Raw genomic sequence first — 23,064 nt, 5'->3', positions numbered from 1 at the left:
CACCCTGTGGGGGACGGATGGTGGCGCACGAAGCTGGAACTCCCAGCATCCGCATCCCAGGAGTCCCGCCGCATGACCGCCCCTACCCGGCTTCGGGCCGAGCACCTGTCCGAGGCGATGGGCCTGACCATCCGCGACCCGCGGCTCAGCTGGACACCGCCCGCCGGAACCGTCCGCCAAGCCGCGTACCAAATTACGGCCGGCAACGGCTGGGACACCGGCAAGGTTGAATCAGCCACCTCCAGCGGCATCCCGTACAGCGGCCCCACCCTGGACTCCCGCAGCCGGTTCGAGTGGCGGGTCCGCACCTGGAACGTGGACCACACCGGCACCGAAACAGCCAGCGGCTGGTCCGAGCCGATGCCGGTGGAGTTGGGCCTCCTGCATCCCTCCGACTGGAGCGCGCAATGGATTGGACCTGACGAGGAAGACGTCCCTGCCCCCGGAGGGCGCCCCGGCTACTCCCTCACCAGGAACTTCACGCTCACTGCCGCCCCGGACAAGGCCCGCGCGTACGCCACCGCGCAGGGCATCTACGAGTTGTTTATCAATGGCCGGCGCGTGGGCAGCCAGCAGCTCACCCCTGGCTCCACCAGCTACAACACCACCCTCCAGGTCCAGGCGTATGACGTCACCGGCCTGCTCCGCGAGGGTGCCAACACCATCCGGGCCGTCCTCACCGACGGCTGGTACCGTGGCAGCTTCGGGTACACGCGCGACGCCGACATGTACGGCACGCACACGGCTTTCCTGGCACAGCTCGAGATGGAGTCCGGGACCGGCAGGCAGGTGATCGGCACCGACGCTTCCTGGCTGGTATCCGCCACGGAGATCACCGGCGCGGACCTGATGGCAGGCCAGCGGGTTGACTTCCGGGCGCATGACGCCGGCAGGGCACCGTTGGCGGGCACCGCGCCCGGGGTGCGTCCCGCCGTCGTCCGGCCCGGCACGTTCACGCAGCTGGCCGGGCCCCTGGCTCCGCCCACCCGGGTGACGCGGGAGCTGGCGCCGGCGTCCGTCGTCCGGCTGCCCAGCGGCAACCAGGTGGTGGACTTCGGTCAGAACATCCATGGCTGGGTCCGCCTTGCCAGGCTGGCGGCGCCGGGCGAAACCCTCACGCTCGAATACGGCGAGGCCCTGGAGAGAGACGGCGAGGTCACCCGCGACCACCTGCGCCCGCACGATTTCCGCTCACCGGGGGCGTTCCTCGACGCCGGCCAGGTGGACACGGTCATCTCCTCCGGCGCGCCCGGCGAGGTCTTCGAACCCCGCCACACCACCCATGGCTTCCAGTACGTGTCCGTGCAGGGCCTCAGCCGGGACCTGCACCCCGGGGACATTACCGGCTGCCTGGTCCGGACGGACCTGGAACGGATCGGCACCTTCCGCTGCAGCGACGAACGGCTGAACAGGCTCCATGACATCGTGGAGTGGAGCTTCCTGGGCAACTCCTGCGAAGTCCCCACCGACTGCCCGCAACGGGAGAAGGCCGGCTGGACCGGCGACTGGCAGCTGTTCGTCCCCACCGCCGCGTACCTCTACGACGTCACCGGCTTCACCCGGAAATGGCTCCGCGACGTCCGCGCCGACCAGTGGGACACCGGGGTCATCGCCAACATTTCACCGTCGCCCGGCCCTGCTGCCACCGCGGCCGAATTCATGGCCTTCACCAATGGGTCTGCCGGCTGGGGCGACGCCATCGTCATGGTGCCGTGGGAGGCCTATATGGCCACCGGGGACGCGTCGATCCTGGCCGAAAACTGGGACGCGATGACGCGCTGGCTAAGATTCGTGCAGACCACCGCCGAAAGCCGGCGGCACCCCACGCGGACAGCCAGGAGCACCCGGCCGGCACCGCACGAACAATACCTCTGGGACACCGGCTTCCACTTCGGCGAATGGATGGAACCGGACGGGCCCGAGCCGGACCTCTTCGCCGCCCGCAACGCCGACCACGGCATCGTCGCCACCGCCTACTACCGGCACACTACGGACCTGATGGCCAGCATCGCCGGGGTTCTCGGCCTGGCCGCGGAAGCCGCCGGCCTGGCGGAACTCTCGTCCCGGATCCGGGACGCTTGGGAAACGGAATACCTGGACGCCGCCGGCCGCGTCACCGGGGCCAGTCAGGCCAACTGCGTCCGCGCCCTGGCCTTTAACCTGGTCGGTCCCGAACACCGTGCCTCCGTTACCGCGCAGTTGGCGGCGCTGATCAGGGACACAGGCACGCACCTGGGCACGGGCTTCCTGGCCACGCCCTGCCTGCTGCCGGTACTGGCCGACAGCGGCGAGCTGGAGCTGGCCTACGAACTGTTGATGCAGGACACTGAACCCTCGTGGCTGGCCATGGTGGACCGCGGCGCCACCACTGTGTGGGAACTGTGGAACGGCATCGACGCCGAGGGCGCCGCGCACCAGTCACTCAACCATTACAGCAAGGGCGCCGTGGTGACCTTCCTGCACCGGTACACGGCCGGGCTGCGCCAGGCGGCAGGAAGCGCCGGCTGGGAGCGGATCATCATCGAGCCGCGCCCCGGTGCCGGACTGACCTCCGCGGCCACCTCCCACCTGGGGCCGCGCGGCCTGATCGAGGTGGCCTGGGCCCGGTCCGCGGACGCGGCCTCCGGGGGCTTGAAGGACGACGCCGGGCTGACGCTCACTGCCACGCTCCCCGCCGGCACCACCGCGGAGGTGCTGCTGCCCGGGCGGCCGGCCGTCGTCGTCGGGCCTGGGACCCATACTTTCGCTGCCGCCACCCGCGGCAGTGCTGCCACACCCGAGCTGATGAGGAGCACACTATGACAGTGGATGACGCTACCGAGGTAATCGAACCCCGCCGGGACGTCTCTCATCCCGAAGGAAGGGACGTGCCGCCGTTCCCGGTGTTTGATTCGCCAGGAACACCGGAGCCGGCCGGGGACGTGTCCCTGGTACACCGGGAAGTGACGTATGCCCGGGCCCTGGGCTTCCGGCCGTTGAAAATGGACATCTGGCTGCCGCGGCATGCGGCCGGCCGCGTGCCCCTGGTGCTCTGGGTGCATGGCGGCGCGTTCCAGCTGGGCGACCGCCGCGAACTGCCGCCCACGTTTGCGCCCGGCTCGGTTTTCCGGCTGCTCAACGAGGCCGGGATCGCCTGCGCCACCGCTGACTACCGGCACTCGCTCGAGGCCCCGTTCCCGGCCCAGCTTCACGATCTCAAGGCCGCCGTCAGGTACCTCCGCGAGTTCGCCTCAGAGCTCAACGTGGATCCGGAGCGGTTCGGAGCGTGGGGCGAATCCGCCGGCGGCCACCTGGTGGCGCTCCTGGGGCTCACGGGCCACCGCGGCGACCTGGAAGGCGGCCTCGGTGCGCAGGGGCACCCCAGCAGCGTCAGCGCCGTCGTCGACTTTTATGGTGTTACTTCGCTGGGGGACCTTCCGCCGATGGCCATGCCCGGGGGGCTCTTCCCGGAGGCGTTGACCGCGGCCGTCCCGCCGGGCATGTCCCTGCAGCCCAACCACATGCTGGTGGGTGGCTCGGAGGACCGGGAGTTGCTGGCCGCGGCCAGCCCGGTCAGCTACGTGGACGCCGCCGCCGCCCCGTTCCTCCTGGTCCACGGTGACTCCGACGGACTGGTGCCGCATTCGCAGACCGACCTGCTGGCCGCCGCGCTCGCCGAGGCGGGCGTGGAGCATGAGGTGGTGACCGTCGAGGGCGCCGACCATTGCTTCTTCGGCGCGGAGGACAGGATGGCGGACATCCTCGACTCCGCCGTCGGCTACTTCGCCAGGAAGCTGGGCACGCCATGACACCGCGGAAAGACCCGGCGGCGGTTGCCACGGAGGCTTCCACGGCCGGCGGCCCGGAGGGAACCGCCGACGGTTTCGCCGAATACCTTGCCAGCCCTGAAGGCCCGCGGTTCCTGAACCCCGACGCCGTCCGGACGCCTGGGCCCGACGTCCCCATCCGCACGGTCACGGCGGACGGGCGGCACGGGCCGGTGGCCCTCCGGATCTACGGCGAAGCCGCCGGAACCGGCAGCCCTGCCCTGGTGTGGCTGCACGGCGGTGGCTTCGTCAGCGGCAGCGTGGACATTCCCGAGTCTGATTACCTGGCCCGGGTGCTTGCGGACCGGGGGACGCCGGTGCTGTCCGTCGACTACCGGCTGGCACGGGACGGGGTCTCCTACCCGATTCCGCATGACGATGCCCTGACGGGATGGTTCTGGGCGCGGAAGAACGCCGCATCGCTGGGGCTGGATCCGGACCTGCTGTGCCTGGGAGGTGCCGGTGCCGGCGGCAACCTGGCCGTGGGCGCCGCGCTCTACCTGATCGACGCGGGCAAGCCGCTGCCGGCCAAGCTCCTCCTGGCCTACCCCTTCCTGCATGCCGAACTGCCGCCGCCGGCCGGCGGCCTGGACGAGGCGGTCATGGCCGGCCTGCCCCGGCATTTGCGGTTCACCCTGGAGGACTGCATCCGCACGGCGGAGAACTACGTGGGCGGACCTGTCAGCATGGCGCCGTCTTACGCGATGCCCGGGTATGCCGATCCTGCCGGGCTTCCGCCCACAGCGCTCCTGGCCTGCGAGTACGACGACGCCCGCGGCTCGACCGAGCTTTTTGCCTCCTCTTTGGAGCGGGCCGGGGTTCCGGTTTCCTCCTTCCTGGCCCGGGGCGCAGTCCACGGCCACCTCAACCACACGGCAGGGCTTCCCGAGGGGCAGCCGGCCCTGGACTTCCTGGCCCGGGAACTGGCCAACGTCTCCCCCTGACCCCGCTGACCCCGCTTGTCCCCGGACCGCCCGTTGACCCTGGGGCCCGCCCGGTGTGAGGATGGCGCCATGAACCAGGTTTCGGCCTTCTACACCGGCCCCGGGCAACTTGTGGAGGCCATCAGTTCTGCCCTGGACGCGGCCGGTGTGGACCGTACGGCGCTGCGGCCGGCGGACCTGGCTGCTGTGGACGAGTTCCACATCCGTGGGCGCAGGGCCACGCTGGAAATCATCGAAGCATTGGCCGTTACCGCTGATTCCCGGGTGCTCGATCTCGGCAGTGGATTGGGCGGGCCGGCACGGACGCTCGCCGAGGTGGCCGGGTGCACGGTGACGGGGGTGGACCTTACTCCGGAGTTCTGCCAGGCAGCAGCGGCGCTCTCCGAGTGGACAGGGTTGTCCGGCCGCACCCGCTTCCAGGTGGGGGACGCCACGGCCACCGGTCTGCCGGATGAGTCTGTGGATGCGGTGATGACCGTGCACGTGGCCATGAACATCCCGGATAAGCCTGCGCTGTATGCCGAAGCGTTCCGCGTCCTCCGGCCCGGCGGCAGGTTTGTGGCCTACGACGTCCTGCAGGGCGAAGGAGGTGAAGTGCACTACCCGGTGCCGTGGGCCGCTGACTCCTCTACAAGCTTTCCCGCGACCCTGGAGGACGTGCGCCGGTTGCTCCCCTCGGCAGGATTGGACGACATGTCGGAAATTGATTCCTCGGACGAAAGCCTTTCGTGGTTCCAGCACATGCGTGCCAAAATCCAGCGGGAGGGGCCACCGCCGGTGACCTTTGCGGCCTTCCTTGGCGACGGCTTCGCGCAGATGGCGGCCAACCAGGTGGCCAACCTCGCCGAGCGGCGGATCCGGACTGTGATGTTCGTGTGTACCAAGACCTGAGCTCCTCTTGCCGGACCCCCAAGGTTCATTCGCCGTTGGCAGTTTCCTCGATCCAATCGACTGCTTCGTCGGAGAGGTAAATGCCCTCGGGTGTCTGGTCGCCGATCCACCAGGCGTGCGATGTTACAACTCCGCCGGCCGCCGCGATCTTGTTCACCACGTCCTCGGCAATAACCTCGCCGTTGTGCTCAATTAGCCACGTCTGCGCCTCGGAATCTAACTTGGGCCACCACTCAATTGTGTTCATACTGCAATCCTTCACCCGGGTTTGGCCGATGGAAAGGCGCTGTCAGCGAGGAAGCGTCGAGACCGCCAGTGCCGCCACACGACGAAGCGAAACTCAAAGCTCACCGCAGTTTCATGACCGGCAGCTACATCGGCCTGCTCGGCGCCTTCGTGCGCGTTTTGGCGGTGCCCTCGCGCCGCCTACATCAGCTCGCCATCCACGAGCTCCCGTTAGCCAATCGGCTTGCGGATCGGCGCGGAAGGGGCCCCGCCGCGGGCTTCAACACCCACCAAAATGACTGCTCATGGGGCTGCCCAAGATCCTGTTTCCGACGCACGATCGGCACCTCCCTCTCAGCTCGAGCGTTGCCGATTCCGGCCCGCACAATGGCTCCCCCGGCTACGATGCATCTTCGCCGATATGGCGAGCCCTTAGCTCCGCAATCAGCGTGGGCATCGATTCGTCCATGTTCGGGATCCGGGGCTGCCCGGATCCCCCGCTTCCCCGCCACCGGGCGCTCCACTCGGCCAATTGGTAGAGGATCGGCACGCACTGGATGCCAGCCTCGGTGAGGCTGTACGTCGCCCGCTGCCCTCGGCGCCCCTCGCCTCGCACCAGAAGACCTGCTTCGACGAGCCGAACCAGCCGATCAGCGAGGATGTTGGATGCTATCCGCTCGCGGGAGCCGAGCAGGAGGGAACGGAAGTTTCGTCGATCCTCGAAGACCACGTCGCGAAGGATCAGCAGGGTCCACCGGTCACCGAAGATGTCTGCCGCATCGGCGATATGGTCCGACGTGCTCTCCATGGATCCTCCTTGACACTGGACTTCAACAATCTATAGTGATTGCAACTTACAACCACTATAGATTGGTCGCGCGATGGGCCGCTTCATCTACAACATGAATACCTCTGTCGATCTGCTGATCGAGCAAGTGCCCGGAGATAACGGAGCCGGGTCGTGGCTGAAGATCGACGAGGAGCTGCACCAGCATTTCAATGACGAAGCGAAGCGCCTCGCCATGTTTGTCCAGGGGCGGGTTTTCTACGAGATTATGGAAAAGGCGTGGCCGGACGCCGCCGACGATGCGTCTGCTCACCGTATTACGCGGGAGTATGGCCGGATCTGGGTCGCCACCCCTAAAGTCTTGGTGTCCAGCACCCGCACCAGCGCTGACTACCACACCCGGATCATCGGCCAAGGCGACACCATGGGTCAGCTCTCCCGGCTCAAGGCCGAGACCGACGGGAGGATCGCCGTCGGTGGGGCCGCGGTGGCGTCCCAGCTCCTTCGGGCAGGGTTGCTCGATGAGCTACTGCTCTACACCCACCCCAGCATCCTCGGGTTCGGCCGCCCGTTGTTCGACGATAACGACAGGCCGATCGACCTGGACCTGCTGGAGCAAAAGAGGTTCTCGTCCGGTGTGACGATGCACCGGTACCAGGTGCTGTCCATGAAGGAGGAATGGTGACCGATTCTGCTCGTTCGACGCACACCACCATCACCCGCCTCCGGGTGGGTGATCTGCAGGCCGGCGACCAGCGTCTGCCCATCAACGTGCACATTCTCGACCACCCGGATGCCCGCATCCTGGTGGACACGGGGCTCACCCAGCTGCACCCTGCAGTCGAGGATATGGACCCCCGCATCCAGCCGCTGAACGAACTGCCCGGCTTCGACCCGGACAGCATCGATATAGTCGTCAACACCCACCTGCACTTCGACCATGTGGGAGGCAATCACCTTTTCCCCGGGCGGCCAATCTATGTGCAGCGGGCCGAGTACATCGAAGCGCATGCGGGCGAGTACACAATCCTGGACTGGGTGGATGCCCCGGGCGTCACTTACACGCTGGTGGACGGGGAACTGGAACTCCTTCCGGGTCGTCTCATTCGCGCCGCTGGACACTCGGCGGGGTCCCAGATCGTCGTGGTTGAGACAGGCCATCGTCCCGCTGTGCTCTGTGGCGACAGTGCCGTGTTCTACGGGGAACTGGACCAGCCTGCAACCGAGGCGCAGCACCTTATCCGCAGCCTTGATCCGAGCGAAGTGTGGCTCTCCCACCAAGACGCTCCCTGGCGTCCGGCCGTGCCGGCGCGGGGCTGAGTACAGTGAACAAGATCCGGGTGTGCCGCGTCGTGATGATGTGCGGGCCGGGTGGTGCAGGACAGACTACCTTCGCCAAGCGTTTGGAGCGCGAGGGCTGGACGCGTTTGTCGTTTGAGGTGGAGTACTGGAATCGGGGAATCAGAACGATGCCCTCCGCAGAGGTTGTCGCCGAAGTTGCAGCAGACCTGAAGGCACGCTTGCTGCGCCATGTCGCGGCGGGGAACGATGTCGTCCTCGACTTCGGATTCTGGTATCGACGGCAACGCGACGAGTTCCGTGCACTGCTTGAGCCGCAGGGCGTTGTGCCTGAAACTGTTTACGTCGCGACGAGTCTGGAGACCATCTTGAGCCGCGTCGGTGACCGGCATGGCAAGCAAGCGGACGATTGGCCGCTGACAGAGCAGACGGCTACGGAGTACTTCAGGCGATTCGAGCCGCCGACGCCCGAGGAGGGGCCGCTCGGAATCATAGGAGCGTAGCCACAGGAACGAACCCGGCGTCGCAGCGGATTGCGCTCTTCAGGTGTTACCAACCTCTACGGGACGCAGCTCGGTGTCCGCCAGACCTGCTCCTGATCTATGTGGGCGTATGCCGATTCCCTATCGAACGCAGCAGCGCCCGTTAGGTCACCGTCTTGCGGGCAGCGCAAAAAGTTACCCTGACGGCCATCGCGCCCCTTGGTAGCATGCGAGCATGCCAATCAAATTAGAGAACGTTGGAATCGCGGTCCGCGACATCGAAGCGACGATCTCGTTCTTCACCGACCTGGGATTGGAAGTCGTTGGCCGCGACACAATCAGCGGCGACTGGGCCGACACCGCTGTCGGACTCGACGCCAACCACGCCAAGATCGCCGTGCTCAAAACGCCGGATGGTCACGGTCAAATCGAGCTCTTCGAGTACCTTCACCCCGACGCTATCGAGACGCAGCCCACGCTCCCCAACGAGATTGGCATGCACCGCGTCGCGTTCTCTGTTGACGACATCGACGCAGCGCTTGAAGTCGCAGCGCGGCACGACTGCCATCCAATTCGCGGCGTAGCGACATACTTGGATATCTACAAGCTCACGTATCTGCGCGGGCCGAGCGGCATCCTCGTGATGCTTGCCCAGGAACTGAAGAAGGACTGACGGCCCTTCGACCGATCAACGCGAAATCAAATCCGAGCTCGGGGGCGCGAACATGCAGCTGGCCCCAGACGCAGATCGTGGTTTCCGCTTGTCCACCGGAAGACCTACAGACTGTTCGAGACCTACTGGGGTGCCCGCAGCGACGACGGCGGCTTTGGAGAGGCAATCAGCTCGAAGCCGAAGTACGTCGTCTCCACCACCCTGGCTGCTCGAGAACGAACTGGTCGACGAACTTAATCTGATCCAGTTTCCCGTCATCGTCGGCGAGGGAGAACGAGTCTTCCCCCACAACGGGCTCGATTTCAACCGCCAGCTCACGGACTCTCGCGTCTTCGGGAGCGGAATCGTGGGCCTCACCTACCGAGTGGGCGGACGCCCCGAGTACGCCTGACACATGCACCGGGTCGCCGCGCGAGCAACGTGCTACCGGGATCAACGGGCGCTGCCATGTCCGGTAAAGGATCGGCTTAGGGGCGCGTCACTGCGCCGACCAGAACATTGTCGTGAATCTTGCGCCAGCCCTCCGATTCAAGAGATCGGGTATCGAATCCAGTTGTCACCAGCGTCACAGTGGGCTGGCCGATGTGGCTGACGGTGACGATTTCACGGTCACCTGTGATCGCGTCGCTACAGCCTGTGAACCATTGGTCGGGCTTGTCGACTGGGTAGACGGCCATGCAGGCAGTGGTGTGGTCGGAGTTTTCTGCAGCGTAGTACTTGACCCCTGCATCTTCTGTAAGGAATCGGAAGCCGGACGGCATGTTTGGATTCAGGCTGCCGACTTCGGTGGGAAGATCGTCTCTGGCGTCTGCCGTCCTTTGGACGGCAGCGATTCCTGAGTAGCTGGAGCACCCGGTCAGTGCCAGTAGGGCCGCAGTTGCGGCGGCAGTTGTCAGCAAGCGGTATTTCAATGTTCCCCCAAACAGTTTGAAATCCTTACCCTACCCGCGGCCAAGAACTGCAGCGGAAACAAAGCATCGGTCCAGCTGTTCCGCAATGAAACCGATATGAGGATCCTGTAATGGTCAGATGCTGTTATGAATTGCGCCTGGCAGGACTGGCCTGTTAGGGATCCGTATTCGTCCGTTGCTAGCACGAAGCTCAGCGCAGATCTTCGAAGTACTGTGCCACGTCGTAGTTGCCGATCAATCTGGCGAGGCCCACGGGGGTCTGCCCTGCCTTGTTCGGATGCAGTGGATTTGCACCGCGTGATCGCAGCAGATCGATCATCTCCGGCCGGCCGCGCGAGCTGAAGACTGCGACAAACAGCGGTGTGTTACCGAAGGAGTTGGCTGGATCGACCATCGCGCCGAGGTTGAGCAGCGCAGTCGCCGCGGCAAGGGCGTGTTCCTGGGACGCAAGGTGAAGCGGGGTGAATCCCTGGCTGTCGGACGAATCGGGAGCCTCGCCTTCTGCAATCAGCCGTGTCACCTCCGCGGCATCATTGGTGAGTGCTGCGTAATGAAGCGGAGCCCGACCGGCGCGATCCATAGATACCTCAATTCTTGGTGCTGGAGACACTGCACCATAACCGATCGGCTTACGCGCGGCGAGGCGACAGTCAGCGCTGCAATGAGATGCCGCCATTCAGCGCTGAGATTCATACCCTTGAGGTTGTGAACGCGGTAGCCTCGAAACGTGCTCCGCGCGCGGATGCGGCAGCAGCCGCGATCGATAGGGTCGGTGTACCGTCAGGAACAAGTCTCCACGGCGCCCGGACATCAGGTATCAGAGTCTTCGTCGCACCCCGGGGAGACTCAGCGACTTGTTTGAGGAGAGATGACAGTGGGAATCACCCCAGGCGTCCTGGTCGCAGTCTTTGTCACCCTGTTCGTGGTCTTTGTCGCTCTGTACGTCATCCGCCGAAGGAAGTGATCACTCGGCGGCCAAGCTGGTTGGGTCCCCGGGTAGGAGTCCAGTGTTTGTGTGAGTTTCGTGTCCGAGAATGGACGCAGGAGGAATTTCACGAATCATGGCACGCAGACACACCCCCGAGCAGGTCATCGCGAAGGTCCGGCAGGGCCAGAAGATGCTCAATGACGGACGCCCGATGGTCGAGGTCATCAAGGAGCTCCAGGTCACCGAGGCGACCTGGTACCGGTGGCTGAAGGAGTACGGTTCCGAGAAGAACGCCGAGGCCTCCAGGCGGACCAGAGAGCTGGAGAAGGAGAACGCCCGGCTCAAGCGGTTGCTGGCGGAGAAGGAACTGGCCATCGACATTCTCAATGAGGTGGCGAAGGGAAAATTCTGAGCCCCGAACCGCGCCGCCGTGCCGTGCGCATGGCGGTGGAGAAGTTCGGGGCGTCCGAACGCTTCGCCTGCGCGCTTCTGGGCCAGAACCGGTCCGCGTTCCGCAAGAAGAAACCCGACATGGGATTCGAGGAGGCGCAGCTGCGTGCGGACCTGAGGGCCGTGGCCGTGAAGCATCCCGCGTGGGGCTGGCGGAAGGCCCGCTGGCATCTGCTGGCCCAGCCGGCATGGGCTGGTGTGGCACTGAACAAGAAGCGGGTGCGCCGGCTCTGGCGTGACGAAGGGCTCACGTGCAAACCCAGGGCGAGGAAGAAGAGGCGCACCGGCCCCGGCGCCGGGGAACAGAAGCGTCTCACGGCCCAGTACCCGATGCACGTGGTCAGCTTCGATTTCCAGTCCGACGTGACCTCCTGCGGCCGACACATCCGGTTCTTCAATGTCATCGACGAATACACGCGCACGGCGCTGGCAGTCATTCCGCGCCGGTCCTTCAAGGCCGCCGACGTCATCGCGGTGCTGGAGGACATCATCGCCGAAACCGGCACCGCCCCGACGTACGTCCGCTGCGACAACGGGCCGGAATTCACCGCCGCAGCGCTGGTCGGCTGGTGCAACACCGCCGGGGTCGATACCGCGTTCATCGACCCCGGATCACCGTGGCAGAACGGCTTTATCGAGTCGTTCAACGCCCAGTTCAGAAGGGAACAACTCACCGGAGAAATCATGGACACCATGGCCGAGGCAAGGTATTTGGCCGAGGAATGGAAAGCTATCTACAATCATGAACGGCCCCACGGATCCCTGGATGGCATGACGCCGAATCGGTACTGGGAGAACTGGACGCAAGAAAACCAATTAGCTATCGCATAGACGCTGGACTGCTAACGGGGACCCAACCAAAGCCCCTCAGCCCGCGTTCACAACCTCACGGGGAAGAACAGCTAAGGAAGCTGATTATCCGGGAATTCACTACCGACAGTTTGACCACGATAGCGGGGTCCGCGCTGTCGTGGTCGTAATCGCTGCGAACTCGTTCTCTTTCTGAGCTCGATGGAGCGTTGAATGCACGGAGAGGGATCGGCTTACGCGCGGCGAGGTGACAGTCAATGCTGCAATAAAATGCCGCCATTTAGGCTGAGATTCATACCCGTGAGGTTGTGAACCGATAGCCTCGAAGCGTGCTCCGCGCGCGGATGCGGCAGCAGCCGCAATCGATCGGGTCGGTGTACCGTCAGGAACAAGTCCCCGCGGCGCTGGACATCACGTACCAGAGTCTTCGTCGCACCCAGGGGAGATTCAGCGACTTGTTTGAGGAGAGATGACAACAGTGGGAATCACCCCAGGCGCCTTGGTCGCAGTCATTGTCACCCTGTTCGTGGTCTTTGTCGCGCTGTACGTCGTCCGCCGAAGGAAGTGACTACTCGGCGGCCAAGCCCCTCAGCCCGCGGACACAGCCTCTATCCGGAAATTCACTACCGACAGTTTGACCGCGATGGCGGGGTCCTCGCTGTCGTGGTCGAGATTGCTGCGAACTCGTTCTCTTTCTGGGCTCAATGGAGCGTCGAGTGCCCGGTGAAGGATCCTTCACCGCACGCGCATAGCCGGCCCCACTGGCCGTGCGCCCGCGCTGCCCAGCGGGTGTTCCCAGACATCAAAGCGCCTCAGTCCTCAGCTGCCTTGGAGCCTGTCTTCGTCAATGAGGTCGATTGCGTGGTCGTAATTCATTGCCAGGGTCGGCATTCCTATATCAAGCCGTCGTTGAGCCACATGGATAACCGAAACGCTTGTGTTCCTGCTTATCCGGACCACTGGGAAGCCCTCCTCGACAACTTCCCAGTGGGCTCCCGGGATGATGTGAGTAAGCACGTCTCCGTAGAACATGCCAATGGCCCTGGCGAGTCCTGTTAGGTCGCTCTTGGCCTCCGGGTCTTCAATCAGGGCATCAATTACGACAAGGCCCTCGCGCGAGCGGGGAAGGGCCATCGCTTTCCCCTGGCAGTAGTTGAGGAGCCCGTCATAGCCACCAACATTGGTTGGTGCAGGCGAGGGCGTATCAGGGGCAGGCTTGTACTCGGCATATCTCCGAGCCATCCCAGGAGGCAGCGATTGAAGCGGCTCTTCGGTTTCGTCCCGGTCAGGCATGCCGTCATGCTACCCCGCTGTGTTCTTAGAGCAGGAGTGCCAATTTGGGAGGGATCAACAGGGCACTGAAGTGACCGGTGGTGGATCCTCTACCGGGCGTCACCGCTCCGTGGCGGGAAGCCCCGGCCGGTTGCTGGTGCCGTAGATCCGGGGGGATGCCTCGCCTCCGTCTCCTTGTACTTTCGGACGGGTTTTCTTAGCCCTGCGGCTATTTCTTGATAGCCGCAGGGCTACGAGGTCTCCAACTGAGGATTATCTTCGTTCTGCCCGGGATAGCGTGGCTTTATGAGGGTTCTTCGGGGGTTTACACGGCATTGGGGTGCGCTGGTTGTAGCGGGCGGCTACTTTGCTTTCTGGTACTTCAGCCTGGTTCCCTGGTACGGGCGCTTCTGGGACTGGCCGGTAACGCACACGCTGGTCATCTTCACCGCGGTGGTCGCGGTCTCTGCCCGCTACCCCCTGCTGGCATTAGCAGCTGTGGGTGCTTACCTGCTGGCACAGGGCCTACATTGGGTGAACCCCGTGTTTCCCCATTACTGGACAATGAATCTCGCTGTCCCTTTCGCCTTATTTTTTGTGGCCTATAACGGCCAGCGGTGGGTCCGCTGGGCGGCGCTCGGCCTGTCACCCGTCTACGCCGGGGTTATGTCTTTTTTGCTGCTCTCGCGGCAATATACAGGCAGCTCCACGGGGCGGGGTTTCGTCCTCATCAATAATTTCGCCGACCCTGAAGCGATGGCTAATTACTGGGCTGCGGGCGCGTCACTCCTGCTTGTCATCATGCTGACCTGTTGGCTGGCCGGCTACCTAATCCGGAATTTTGAAGAACGCGCCCTGCTTACCAGGGAGCGCCGGTCGGCCGAGGTGAAGCTGCACGCTGCCGAAGTGGACCTCATTCTTGAGCAGGAACGCAGCCGTATCTCCAGAGACCTCCACGATGTCCTCGCTCACTCCCTCGCGGTTATCGTCGCTCAAGCGGACGGCTCTCGTTACGTTAGCCAGGATTTGCCCGCCCCTGTCCGGGCTGCGTTGGAAAATGTCGCCGACTCAGCCCGCAAGGCCTTGGTGGACACCCAACGGGTCATTGACGGCGGCAGAGATGAAGGACTCACCGGGCCGCAACCAGGTGTAGGCGATGTGGGCGCTTTGATAAAGGAACTGGCGGACAAGCTGAACATTTCCCAGACCGCTTCGGGCACCCCTGTCGTGCTGGCCGAGGGCCAGCAGGTCGCCGTTTACAGGATCGTGCAGGAATCACTCACTAATGCACTGAAGCACGGCGGCCGGGGGACGCACGTGCGAGTCCACTTCGATTGGAGCGGACCCGGGCTGGCCATCCAGGTCTTTAGCTCCACCCGCGGCAACCAGCAGCGGCAGGACCTGCCCCCAGCCGCCGGGATGGGCCGGGGAATCCCTGGAATGCGCGAGCGGGCACGACTGGCCGGCGGCTGGCTTACAGCAGAGCAGGACCACAACGAATTCCTCGTCAACGCCTTCATCCCCTACGGTGCGCTGCTAAAAAATGTTGGGGCTGCGGAAGAAACCGCCGGCCCGGTCCCAGAGGAAGTGGCCTCAGTGGGAAGCAGCAGCCATGGATGAGCTTGAGAGCACCGCACCCATCAGAGTTGCCCTGGTCGATGACCAGGTCCTCTTCAGGGCCGGCATGGAGATGATGATTGGATCCCAACCTGACATGGTCTTTTGCGGAAGCGCGGGCAACGGCCAGGAGGCAGTGACCCTTGCAGGGTCCTCAGCACCGGATGTCATGCTCATGGACCTGCGGATGCCCGTCATGGACGGGGTCGAGGCAACGCAACGCATTGTCACATCGGCTCGGGACGGCGGAGGCGAGAAGCCAAAGATCATCGCTCTCACAACATTCAACCGCGACGAGGCCGTGGTGCAGGCCATCCGGGCCGGTGCCAGCGGATTCCTGCTAAAGAGTGCCCAGCCGGAGTTCCTGCTTGCAGCGATCAGAACCGTCCATTCCGGCCACGCGGTGATCGCCCCCGGCGCCGCCCACGAGCTCTTCGCACACTCCTCCACGGCCCCTGCAGTTGAACCAGATCTTGAATCCATCGCGGAACTGACAGCCCGAGAAAAGAACGTCTTTCTGCTGGTAGCCAAAGGACTGAGCAACGCCGAAATCGCGGCGAATGTTTTTTCTTCGGAAGCCACCGTTAAATCCCACGTCCGCAGCATCCTGGGCAAGCTCCGCGTCCGCACCAGGATCCAGCTCGTCGCCTTCGCCTACGAACACCGCTTATTGGGCTGATGCCCATGACGGAAAGCCGCTAACCGGAACGACTCATCCCATGTAATGCCCGGGAGGCCCAGCCTCCGCGGGACGCCACGGATGGTGGCTTTCTCTTCTTCTCAACACCACGCACCGGAGTGCCCCGGTTGATGCGTGCTGCCCAAAAACAGGCACAACATACAGCGATAGCTAGGGGGAACCATGTCAGTGGTCAGTGAACAAGCCGTCCGAAGTACGGCCAGGCAAGTCCCGAGCGGAAGACTTCAGCTACTCCGGAAAGAACTGCTGCACCAGGTCTCCCGCCCATTCGCCCCGGATCTGCGCTGGATAACAGTCCTGGCGTTCGCAGCCGCCGTGTTCTACTCCACGTTCTCGTTCCAGAGGTTTTCCCGCTTCCAGTCAGCCGGCTACGACCTGGGCATTTTCGATCAGGTAGTACGCCAATACTCACAACTGGCAGCGCCCTACAGCCAAATCAAGGGCGCTGGCTTCAACATCCTGGGCGACCACTTCCACCCAATCCTGGCCACACTCGCGCCGCTCTATTGGCTGTGGGACGACCCTCGGATGCTAGGTATAGCGATGGCAGTGCTGCTGGCCGTCTCCGTGTTTCCGGTCTACTTCTTTACGCGCTCCCGGCTGGGGTGGCTGCCTGGACTCCTAGTGAGCGCTGGCTACCTTTTTTGGTGGCCAATCCAAGGGTTAGTGGGATTCGACTTCCACGAAATCGCCTTTGGTGTGCCGCTGGTGGCCTGGATCATCCATGCACTGGACCAACGAAAATACCGCACCGTGGTTATGATCTGTTTGGCTCTGCTGATGGTCCGGGAAGACATGGGGTTCATGGTCATGGCCGTCGCCCTGATTGTTCTACTCCGTCGGCAATGGCGACTTGGAATAGTGCTCACAGCACTGGGGCTCACCGCCTATCTGGCGGTGACCGGCGTCGTCATTCCGCACTTCAACGCCCACCAAACCTTTGGCTACTGGCAATACTCGGACCTGGGGCCCACACTGGGCGCTGCCGTACTCTTCATCCTGGCCCACCCACTCAAGACCTTGGCCCTGCTGTTCAACAACGAATCGAAACAGCTCCTGTGGGCTGCCCTGTTCGCGCCGGTAGGCCTTCTGCCCCTCGGATCCGCCTACGCGCTGCTGGCGGCGCCCATACTGCTCAGCCGACTACTCAGCGACAGACCCGGAACGTGGGGCACCGGATTCCAGTACAACGCCGTGCTAGCCCCAATTCTCGTGATGGCTGCAGTGGACGTGCTGGCCAAACTCATCCGGCGCCATGAGGCTATTGACTGCCTGCGCACCATCGCTCCTGCCCTGTTCCTGGCCGGTGTCTTCATCGGGACAGCTCTTGCTCCATCCTTGTTTCCGCTTCACCAGCTGTTCATGCCCCTATCCTCAAGTGCCACTACACACATCGATGCCCAGCAACGCATTGTGAGCATGGTTCCCGACGGTGCGTTCGTGGAAGCAGATGACCGGCTCGTGCCACACCTGACCAACCGTACGTCTGTCGGAATGATCGGCCGGCAGTCCGATCAAGCTCAATGGGCCATCGTTGACCTCACTCAGGACAACACGGGTGGCGGTGGAGACGGAAACTACAGCCCAAGCACCGCGCTGAAATTCCTCGCCTCAAAAGGATTCCGGGAGACGTACCGTGAGAACAACATCCTGCTGCTCCAGAAAAGCCAGTACGCCCAAGACAGTGAGAGCCTGGCTACGGCGGCTAAGAATTGAAAAAACGAAAAGCTTGGTTCAAGCCCCCGATCGCCGCGTGCTGTCGAGTCGGCGTGACAGTCTTCGCAGGCTTCTTGGGCTACTACCTCGGATCCAGATTCTGACACTCCTGACCCCCCAAGCTAAGGATCCATGCTGACAGGCCTCCCCGGCGATAGGTGACTGTCTTTTCGCACTCTTATCGGGCGGCGTAGCCCGAAAGGCGATCCACAATCGGGCACAGTACGCCCTTTGAGCCAGCGGCTTACGGCAATGGTCTTCGAGACTTCAGTTGATTCCAGCGGTTACGCTTTGGCATGGACACCTCATTGCTGTTGGCCGTACTGGCAGCACTCGTTGCAGTTTTCTGCTTCTTTCTTTTGTACCGAACAACCAAAGTTGGGCAACCGCAACGCAACCGCCTCTTGTTTCAAGTGCTGGGCCTCCTGGCCGTTGGTGCCGCATTGCTCTGGTGGTCCATGGAACTTTAGGTCTATGGCAGCGGGCTAACCCTAATCCCGCGAAGGGATCCCCTACCGGGCGCTGGGAGGCCTTGCGTTTGCGAAGCTGGACGGCATACACCGGAGCGTAGCGGCCCCCGATTTTTTGAACAGGAGTAGCGAACAAAAGCACCATTTTGCATGGGGCTCTCGACCGGCCGCTGCTCTAGTCGTCCTCTGCGCAAATCCTGGAACCACGGAAGCTCGTGCGCAGTCAGCTTCGGAAAATGACAGGTCAATGCGTTCGCTGGTATTTCCGTCATGAGCGGGAAGCGTCCCCGTGTCCGAATTAGTGTTCGGGCTCCGGATTGACTGGCAGCCCAGCATTCCGCCGGTGGCGGTCCACAGCGGCGGATGCATAGAAGCGGGCCAATAAGACGCACATGATGGTGATGCACGCTAAGGCTGCAGCGAAGAATGCCCCGGCCACAGCCAAGGGGGCGGTATATTCCTCGCTAAATCGCGGTCGTGTAATCACACCTGTCAGAAGCGTAAGGATGAGAAAGCCGAACCCCACCATCCCTGTGGCTGTGCCACGGACGTAGATGTCCGTAGTTTTCTTGCTGTACTTCTGCTGCCATGTCAGTCGGGTCCCGGGTGGGATAAGAGGACTGTTACTTGACCCAAGACTTCTATTTGCCACTGACATCCCCGAGTTTTCTATTGACAGGACCGCGGCGAATTGCCGATGAACGCATGATGTCCCGACACTAGACCTTCCTATCAGGAGCGGCAATGGTCTTGATCAAGCCTTCATGCTCGGTCCGGCCGCGCATAGGACTTATCCGCTCTCCCAGCGGGGCCAATGTCAGGAGCGGCACAGCACGAATTTGGTGCATCGCCCCCGTCGCTGGGCTCGATGATCGGCTTGCTCGCGTCCGTAAGCCGATCCTCTACCGGACGCTCCACAGTGCAGGCGGCTGTTTTCCTGTGACAGCCGTTCTCCTTGGTTGGGGACCTCTTATTCCACCCGTGCCGGCTTGACGTTTTCGCTGCTGCTCTTGGCCGTCTCATCAGATACGTCACCTTTTCTGACGGTGTAGACCTTCAGATAGGGGACGAACGGCACAATGATAAGAATCGCTACCGCCACGCAACCGAAGAGGACGTTGCCGTCTGGAACGAGCCAACTTCCGACAAGTGTGCCCAAGACAGCGGCTGCATTCACGATCGGAAGGAAGAACGCAAAGAATCGCCCGACGCCTGCCGGGCTTAGCCGCAGTTGTAAGTCCGCGAAAAAGGCCGTCGTAGCGACCGATTCGAAAAGGCCGGCCAGGACCAATAGACCAATGGTTGCTGGCAGCCAGTCGCTGACCCCGATGCCGATCCACAGGCCGCCCTCAACGAGGTTGCCTATCAGGTAGATCGGCCCGATCCATCGCTTGGGGAATTGTCCTCCGATCATGCCCCCGGCAACGGCCCCCAGCGCCATGGCGGATAGAAGCCAGGCTAAGGCTGCAGGGTTATCTCCAAATACGAACGTAGCCAGGGCAATCATGACTATGCGACCTGCGCTTACAGCGATCGTGTAGAAGATCCCGGTTACCGCATAACCCTGCGTCCGGTAGTCCAGGGCGCTCTCCCTGACGCGGGAAATCAGGGATTTTGGCTCAGCGGGCTTGTCCTCCCGCGGCACTGCTGGAAGCCCCACGATAAGGAGGCCTGATAGCAGCGTCGCCAACGCTTCGGCGATAAGGAGCGTAGAGACATCGGAGATTAGAAGTACCGGCGCCGCGATCGCAGGGCCGATCACGAGTGGTGCTCTCTCGGCCACCACGATCAGCCCGTTGCCTTTCATGACATTGTCTTGCTGCAGGACACCGGACCTCAGCATCATCATTGCAGGACTGCCCAGGACACCTGCGAATCCGCTGATGACGGAAAGGACATTGAGCTCGACCAGATTGGAGGTCAGAGGTATCAGCGCTGTTGCTATCCCAGTTGCGGTCGCTGATAACGCGGCAAGCCAACGGGCATCCACCCGGCCCAAGACCCAAGCAGCGACACCGCCAGCAAAAACCATGGGAAGGAGCCGAAGGGCCAAGGAGAATGCCAGGTCCCCTGAGAATCCGTATCTCTGAACGATGAATACAGGGAGGGCCACAGTCGTAATCGCCGTGCCCAGATGCAGGACAAACATCGCGCTCAGCAGCTGCGCGAAAGGCCTGGTCAGTACCTTCTGTGAATTGGACATGGCAGTCGACTCCAAGTGCTTCTCGGAGGTCCCCCGCCGATTCCAGTTCTTGTCTTCCTATGCGGCCACCTCATATGAGAAAGCGCTTTCCAAAGCCTACTGCATAGCTGTCATTGGTCATCAACTACTAAATTCCGTGTCACTGCCACCACGATGTTTAGAACATCATGAGGTGAGGGTTGGTGGCTCGTAACTTACGCCGCCGGAAAGCTAAGCGAACAGACACCCTGCCCTGCGATTGTGCGCGTCCGTTGAAGGACCGTCTTACGGAACGCTGTGATCCTGCCCCAAGGCGGGATCAAATGCCCCGATTTGGGGGACGTACAGGCCCTCCTCCAAATTGCATTGACAGATCTTCGGCATCTTCCCGCTCGCGGCAACGTATGGTGTGGGCATGGAAGACAAGGACAAAGCCAGTGAACGGACTCCGGAACAGGTTTTGGCTCTGATCACCTTGGTCGAGTCGTCCGGCTGGCCCACCACGGAAGCCGAGCAAGATAACTACTTTCAGATGCTCGGACTGCGGCCACTCCCCGGAGCTCCCCAGAACGGAGCATCACCGGCAGTCGTCGGAGGGGTGATCACTGATTCTGCATCGACCACTCCAGTCGGCGCTTGGATGACACACGAGGGCGAATTGGTTGGAATCAGCCTCTTCCTCCAACAAGAGCCGCGCAGTCCCGCCACGCGACCTTTTGATCTATTCGACTCCATACACTCCCTGATTCGCGCTGAATTCGGAGAACCACTGGACGACTCGGTCCAACCAGCCGGCAACGCGTCTGCCCTTTGGAAGGTCAACGGAACAGCCATCGAGCTCTACAGACACGTCAACCCGCCAGTAGCCGTCCAAGTCGGACTCAACAACCTTGAGCGCACTTCAGCCGTGGAACGACTGGCGGCTACCGGGAACCTTTAATTGCGTCTTTGAGAGGAAGTCGTGGCTAAAGAGGTAACAGCTTCCCACCGCGGTCCAGCCTGTCCGTAGGCCGATCCGCAACGGGCACGGCAATTCCCGTTGATCCCTTCCTAATTGGCGGTGCCGCTCCAGGACCGCAGCCGGGTAGCATGACGGCATGCCTGACCGGGACGAAACCGAAGAGCCGCTTCAATCACTGCCTCCAGGGATGGCCCGGAGATATGCAGAGTACAAGCCAGGTGCCGATGAGCCGTCGCCTCCACCCACAAATGTTGGAGGCTATGACGAACTCCTCAAGTATGTCCGCGGGAAAGGAATGGCTCTTCCCCGCTCGCGCGAGGGCCTCGCCGTAATCGATGCCTTGAGTGAGGACCCGGAGGCCAAGAAGGACCTTACGGGACTCACTGCGGCCATTGGGATGTTCTACGGAGACGTTCTCACTCACGCCATTCCGGGAGCCCACTGGGAAGTTATCGAAGAGGGCTCCCCAATAGTCCGCATAAGCAGGAACACAAGCGTTTCGGTTATCCATGTGGCTCAACGACGGCTTGATGTGGGGCTGCCGACCCTGGCGATGAATTACGACCACGCACTCGATCGCATTGGCCGCGATGAACCTCAAGGGACGTGAGGTTAGTCGGTCTGAGGACCAGTGCGTCCGTGTCAGCCAAGTACCGGCCTTCACACGTCCGGTGAAGGATCCCTTTCGCACTGCCTGTCCTCCAAGAACTGTCCCGCTGAGGGTTGACTAATGGGCACTGGCCAGTCGTCCTCCGACGCCGTGCGTCGGGTGGTTCAACGCTTGGTCAACAGCATGCATTTACCAGTAGCGTCCGAAGATGGTCTGGATGTAGATCAGCATCAGGATATAGCCGGCGCTGCATAGCCATACGTACGGCCAAGGGGTGTGCGCCTGTTCCGCCTTTGGCTTGCCGTGCTTCCCCTGGGGGCGAAGCACGATTACGTAGAGGCTTAGGGGACGCCAGCGGTAGATAGCAACTGATACCGCCACGAAAAGCGCGGAGAGGTACGACAGGATTGCTATGCCCTGGAAATCCGTTAGAGACGGCAATGTGAGTGCTATCGCTATGGCGCATCCGTGGAGGACAAGGTTCACCGTTCCAAGGAATCTGTGGATAGGGGTGCCCGGACGAACGATCATGGGAAGTTTGAATTGCCCCGAATAGCCGACGGCGTAAGTCACAATGACGATGTAGGAAACGATCAGCACTTTGGTCAACGACGACACTTTTCACGAATTTCAGAAATCGGGCCCTGCAGGCGGGCGACGGTGGAAGTCATGCGGAAAAGTCAGTGTGTGAGTTGGGAAACCAGTCAAGCGATTCGATGTCAGGGTGTTCCCTTATCTGTTGGATAAGCGCCCGGCTTCCAAAGATTTTGCTTCCCATCAGGTCGTGGTCGCTCCAGACAAGCCAAGCCCGGTCCTCGGGCCACCATAGTTCAGGAGTGACGCGGTCGTTCGGGTCGGAAACACGCAGCAAATCGGTGACCATGCCGGTGAGTTCAAAGCTGAACGCGTAGCGGACGCCGTCTGGATCCCCAGGAACGTCGAGGAAGCCTGAAGAATCCATATAGGAAAGCACTCCCCGCACCCGCGTAGTCGTTGTATGCGCCGCAAATAGTGGGATCAATTCCTCAAGCTCCAGTTGGCTCATTGCCCCTTCAGTAGGGGCAACGAAGGCATCAGCGGCTGCTGCCTTGAACAGGGGGCCATCTATGACTGCCTCCCAGCCATCACAAGGAGGAGCTTCGCCCCGCTCGGCTAAAGGAGCCCGTAGAGCAACCCCCTTTGCCGCAGCGACGTCCTTCCAAAGTACTCGCCGCCATCCGTGCGGAGGCCGAGGTGAAAATCCTTGGCCTGGCCAGAAGTCACCCAAATCATCAGTGAGTATTTGAAGCTTTGAGCGCCACCTGTTCGTGCGGTTCAGCGCCGGGGTTCG

The 23,064-nt window shown here is 62.4% G+C and carries 23 protein-coding genes; 15 read left to right on the top strand and 8 right to left on the bottom strand.

What is annotated here, in order from left to right; all coding sequences use genetic code 11:
• Positions 1-72: 72 nt before the first annotated feature.
• The 4 genes from QRN53_RS17425 (at position 73) to QRN53_RS17410 (ending at position 5,641) form a co-directional block, all read left to right on the top strand.
• Positions 73-2,802, top strand: a complete 2,730-nt coding sequence (locus QRN53_RS17425) for an alpha-L-rhamnosidase (protein WP_285245070.1) — start codon at positions 73-75, stop codon at positions 2,800-2,802.
• Positions 2,799-3,788, top strand: coding sequence for an alpha/beta hydrolase (locus QRN53_RS17420; protein WP_285245069.1), 990 nt, complete (start codon positions 2,799-2,801; stop codon positions 3,786-3,788). Before QRN53_RS17425 ends, QRN53_RS17420 begins: the two co-directional genes overlap by 4 nt.
• A complete protein-coding gene (locus QRN53_RS17415) occupies positions 3,785-4,750 on the top strand; it encodes an alpha/beta hydrolase (RefSeq protein ID WP_285245068.1) in 966 nt (321 codons plus the stop codon). Before QRN53_RS17420 ends, QRN53_RS17415 begins: the two co-directional genes overlap by 4 nt.
• Positions 4,751-4,819: 69 nt before the next feature.
• A complete protein-coding gene (locus tag QRN53_RS17410) occupies positions 4,820-5,641 on the top strand; it encodes a class I SAM-dependent methyltransferase (RefSeq protein ID WP_285245067.1) in 822 nt (273 codons plus the stop codon).
• A gap of 25 nt (positions 5,642-5,666) precedes the next feature.
• Here the strand turns inward: QRN53_RS17410 and QRN53_RS17405 are convergent, their stop codons facing one another.
• The gene (locus QRN53_RS17405) at positions 5,667-5,888 is read right to left on the bottom strand and encodes a hypothetical protein (protein WP_285245066.1); all 222 of its coding nucleotides are present in this window, start codon (positions 5,886-5,888) and stop codon (positions 5,667-5,669) included.
• A gap of 378 nt (positions 5,889-6,266) precedes the next feature.
• The gene (locus tag QRN53_RS17400; RefSeq protein ID WP_285245065.1) at positions 6,267-6,674 is read right to left on the bottom strand and encodes a winged helix-turn-helix transcriptional regulator; all 408 of its coding nucleotides are present in this window, start codon (positions 6,672-6,674) and stop codon (positions 6,267-6,269) included.
• Positions 6,675-6,768: 94 nt separating this feature from the next.
• Between QRN53_RS17400 and QRN53_RS17395 the strand changes: the two genes are divergently transcribed.
• The 5 genes from QRN53_RS17395 (at position 6,769) to QRN53_RS17375 (ending at position 9,498) form a co-directional block, all read left to right on the top strand.
• On the top strand, positions 6,769-7,338 hold the full coding sequence (locus tag QRN53_RS17395) for a dihydrofolate reductase family protein (RefSeq protein WP_285245064.1): 570 nt from the start codon (positions 6,769-6,771) through the stop codon (positions 7,336-7,338).
• Entirely contained in the window at positions 7,332-7,973 is a 642-nt protein-coding gene (locus tag QRN53_RS17390) for an MBL fold metallo-hydrolase (protein WP_285245063.1), read from the top strand. The genes QRN53_RS17395 and QRN53_RS17390 overlap by 7 nt, the downstream gene beginning before the upstream one ends.
• Before the next feature lie 5 nt (positions 7,974-7,978).
• Positions 7,979-8,455, top strand: a complete 477-nt coding sequence (locus QRN53_RS17385; RefSeq protein ID WP_285245062.1) for a P-loop nucleotide/nucleoside kinase family protein — start codon at positions 7,979-7,981, stop codon at positions 8,453-8,455.
• A gap of 214 nt (positions 8,456-8,669) precedes the next feature.
• Positions 8,670-9,107, top strand: a complete 438-nt coding sequence (locus QRN53_RS17380) for a VOC family protein (protein ID WP_285245061.1) — start codon at positions 8,670-8,672, stop codon at positions 9,105-9,107.
• Positions 9,108-9,159: 52 nt separating this feature from the next.
• Complete coding sequence (locus tag QRN53_RS17375) at positions 9,160-9,498, top strand: dihydrofolate reductase family protein (protein WP_285245060.1); 339 nt, start codon at positions 9,160-9,162, stop codon at positions 9,496-9,498.
• Positions 9,499-9,574: 76 nt separating this feature from the next.
• Here the strand turns inward: QRN53_RS17375 and QRN53_RS17370 are convergent, their stop codons facing one another.
• Positions 9,575-10,006, bottom strand: coding sequence for a hypothetical protein (locus tag QRN53_RS17370; RefSeq protein ID WP_285245059.1), 432 nt, complete (start codon positions 10,004-10,006; stop codon positions 9,575-9,577).
• Between the two features lie 202 nt (positions 10,007-10,208).
• Positions 10,209-10,598: an ankyrin repeat domain-containing protein gene (locus tag QRN53_RS17365; RefSeq protein ID WP_285245058.1), complete on the bottom strand. Its 390-nt coding sequence runs from the start codon at positions 10,596-10,598 to the stop codon at positions 10,209-10,211.
• A gap of 481 nt (positions 10,599-11,079) precedes the next feature.
• Here QRN53_RS17365 and QRN53_RS17360 point away from each other — a divergent pair.
• Positions 11,080-12,227, top strand: a protein-coding gene (locus QRN53_RS17360; protein WP_241711096.1) for an IS3 family transposase whose coding sequence is annotated in 2 segments (ribosomal slippage) — positions 11,080-11,353 and positions 11,353-12,227 — 1,149 coding nt in all. Because the reading frame shifts where the segments join, the coding sequence is not laid out codon by codon here.
• A 798-nt stretch (positions 12,228-13,025) separates the two neighbouring features.
• On the opposite strand, the gene QRN53_RS17355 is transcribed toward QRN53_RS17360, so the two are convergent.
• A complete protein-coding gene (locus QRN53_RS17355; RefSeq protein WP_285245057.1) occupies positions 13,026-13,499 on the bottom strand; it encodes a DUF6278 family protein in 474 nt (157 codons plus the stop codon).
• Between the two features lie 285 nt (positions 13,500-13,784).
• Between QRN53_RS17355 and QRN53_RS17350 the strand changes: the two genes are divergently transcribed.
• The 3 genes from QRN53_RS17350 to QRN53_RS17340 all read left to right on the top strand — a co-directional run bounded on the left by QRN53_RS17350 (position 13,785) and on the right by QRN53_RS17340 (position 17,511).
• Complete coding sequence (locus tag QRN53_RS17350; protein WP_285245056.1) at positions 13,785-15,098, top strand: sensor histidine kinase; 1,314 nt, start codon at positions 13,785-13,787, stop codon at positions 15,096-15,098.
• Positions 15,091-15,774 carry a response regulator gene (locus QRN53_RS17345; protein ID WP_285245055.1) on the top strand — a complete coding sequence of 228 codons (684 nt, stop codon included), beginning with the start codon at positions 15,091-15,093 and terminating at the stop codon, positions 15,772-15,774. Before QRN53_RS17350 ends, QRN53_RS17345 begins: the two co-directional genes overlap by 8 nt.
• A 183-nt stretch (positions 15,775-15,957) precedes the next feature.
• The gene (locus tag QRN53_RS17340) at positions 15,958-17,511 is read left to right on the top strand and encodes a DUF2079 domain-containing protein (protein ID WP_285245054.1); all 1,554 of its coding nucleotides are present in this window, start codon (positions 15,958-15,960) and stop codon (positions 17,509-17,511) included.
• 1,440 nt (positions 17,512-18,951) lie between these two features.
• Here QRN53_RS17340 and QRN53_RS17335 read toward each other — a convergent pair.
• Entirely contained in the window at positions 18,952-20,184 is a 1,233-nt protein-coding gene (locus QRN53_RS17335) for an MFS transporter (RefSeq protein ID WP_285245053.1), read from the bottom strand.
• A 394-nt stretch (positions 20,185-20,578) separates the two neighbouring features.
• On the opposite strand from QRN53_RS17335, the gene QRN53_RS17330 reads away from it, so the two are divergent.
• Both QRN53_RS17330 and QRN53_RS17325 read left to right on the top strand, forming a co-directional pair.
• Positions 20,579-21,103, top strand: a complete 525-nt coding sequence (locus QRN53_RS17330; RefSeq protein ID WP_285245052.1) for a hypothetical protein — start codon at positions 20,579-20,581, stop codon at positions 21,101-21,103.
• 157 nt (positions 21,104-21,260) lie between these two features.
• Positions 21,261-21,734: a DUF6278 family protein gene (locus tag QRN53_RS17325; RefSeq protein ID WP_285245051.1), complete on the top strand. Its 474-nt coding sequence runs from the start codon at positions 21,261-21,263 to the stop codon at positions 21,732-21,734.
• A gap of 189 nt (positions 21,735-21,923) precedes the next feature.
• Here QRN53_RS17325 and QRN53_RS17320 read toward each other — a convergent pair whose 3' ends face one another.
• Positions 21,924-22,343 carry a hypothetical protein gene (locus QRN53_RS17320; RefSeq protein WP_285245050.1) on the bottom strand — a complete coding sequence of 140 codons (420 nt, stop codon included), beginning with the start codon at positions 22,341-22,343 and terminating at the stop codon, positions 21,924-21,926.
• 58 nt (positions 22,344-22,401) lie between these two features.
• Positions 22,402-22,779 (bottom strand): hypothetical protein, encoded by a 378-nt coding sequence (locus QRN53_RS17315; RefSeq protein WP_285245049.1) that lies wholly within the window; start codon positions 22,777-22,779, stop codon positions 22,402-22,404.
• Positions 22,780-23,064 lie beyond the last annotated feature (285 nt).

The sequence above is a fragment of the Pseudarthrobacter sp. fls2-241-R2A-127 genome (assembly GCF_030209355.1).
In the GTDB taxonomy this organism is placed as follows: domain Bacteria; phylum Actinomycetota; class Actinomycetes; order Actinomycetales; family Micrococcaceae; genus Arthrobacter.
This window is presented reverse-complemented; position numbering and strand designations above follow the sequence as displayed.

Coding starts and splice junctions, on each gene's coding strand:
- QRN53_RS17425 (WP_285245070.1), top strand. CDS start 73: ATGACCGCCCCTACCCGGCTTCGGGCCGAGCACCTGTCCGAGGCGATG.
- QRN53_RS17420 (WP_285245069.1), top strand. CDS start 2,799: ATGACAGTGGATGACGCTACCGAGGTAATCGAACCCCGCCGGGACGTC.
- QRN53_RS17415 (WP_285245068.1), top strand. CDS start 3,785: ATGACACCGCGGAAAGACCCGGCGGCGGTTGCCACGGAGGCTTCCACG.
- QRN53_RS17410 (WP_285245067.1), top strand. CDS start 4,820: ATGAACCAGGTTTCGGCCTTCTACACCGGCCCCGGGCAACTTGTGGAG.
- QRN53_RS17405 (WP_285245066.1), bottom strand. CDS start 5,888: ATGAACACAATTGAGTGGTGGCCCAAGTTAGATTCCGAGGCGCAGACG.
- QRN53_RS17400 (WP_285245065.1), bottom strand. CDS start 6,674: ATGGAGAGCACGTCGGACCATATCGCCGATGCGGCAGACATCTTCGGT.
- QRN53_RS17395 (WP_285245064.1), top strand. CDS start 6,769: ATGAATACCTCTGTCGATCTGCTGATCGAGCAAGTGCCCGGAGATAAC.
- QRN53_RS17390 (WP_285245063.1), top strand. CDS start 7,332: ATGGTGACCGATTCTGCTCGTTCGACGCACACCACCATCACCCGCCTC.
- QRN53_RS17380 (WP_285245061.1), top strand. CDS start 8,670: ATGCCAATCAAATTAGAGAACGTTGGAATCGCGGTCCGCGACATCGAA.
- QRN53_RS17375 (WP_285245060.1), top strand. CDS start 9,160: ATGCAGCTGGCCCCAGACGCAGATCGTGGTTTCCGCTTGTCCACCGGA.
- QRN53_RS17365 (WP_285245058.1), bottom strand. CDS start 10,598: ATGGATCGCGCCGGTCGGGCTCCGCTTCATTACGCAGCACTCACCAAT.
- QRN53_RS17355 (WP_285245057.1), bottom strand. CDS start 13,499: ATGCCTGACCGGGACGAAACCGAAGAGCCGCTTCAATCGCTGCCTCCT.
- QRN53_RS17350 (WP_285245056.1), top strand. CDS start 13,785: ATGAGGGTTCTTCGGGGGTTTACACGGCATTGGGGTGCGCTGGTTGTA.
- QRN53_RS17345 (WP_285245055.1), top strand. CDS start 15,091: ATGGATGAGCTTGAGAGCACCGCACCCATCAGAGTTGCCCTGGTCGAT.
- QRN53_RS17340 (WP_285245054.1), top strand. CDS start 15,958: ATGTCAGTGGTCAGTGAACAAGCCGTCCGAAGTACGGCCAGGCAAGTC.
- QRN53_RS17335 (WP_285245053.1), bottom strand. CDS start 20,184: ATGTCCAATTCACAGAAGGTACTGACCAGGCCTTTCGCGCAGCTGCTG.
- QRN53_RS17330 (WP_285245052.1), top strand. CDS start 20,579: ATGGAAGACAAGGACAAAGCCAGTGAACGGACTCCGGAACAGGTTTTG.
- QRN53_RS17325 (WP_285245051.1), top strand. CDS start 21,261: ATGCCTGACCGGGACGAAACCGAAGAGCCGCTTCAATCACTGCCTCCA.
- QRN53_RS17315 (WP_285245049.1), bottom strand. CDS start 22,779: ATGAGCCAACTGGAGCTTGAGGAATTGATCCCACTATTTGCGGCGCAT.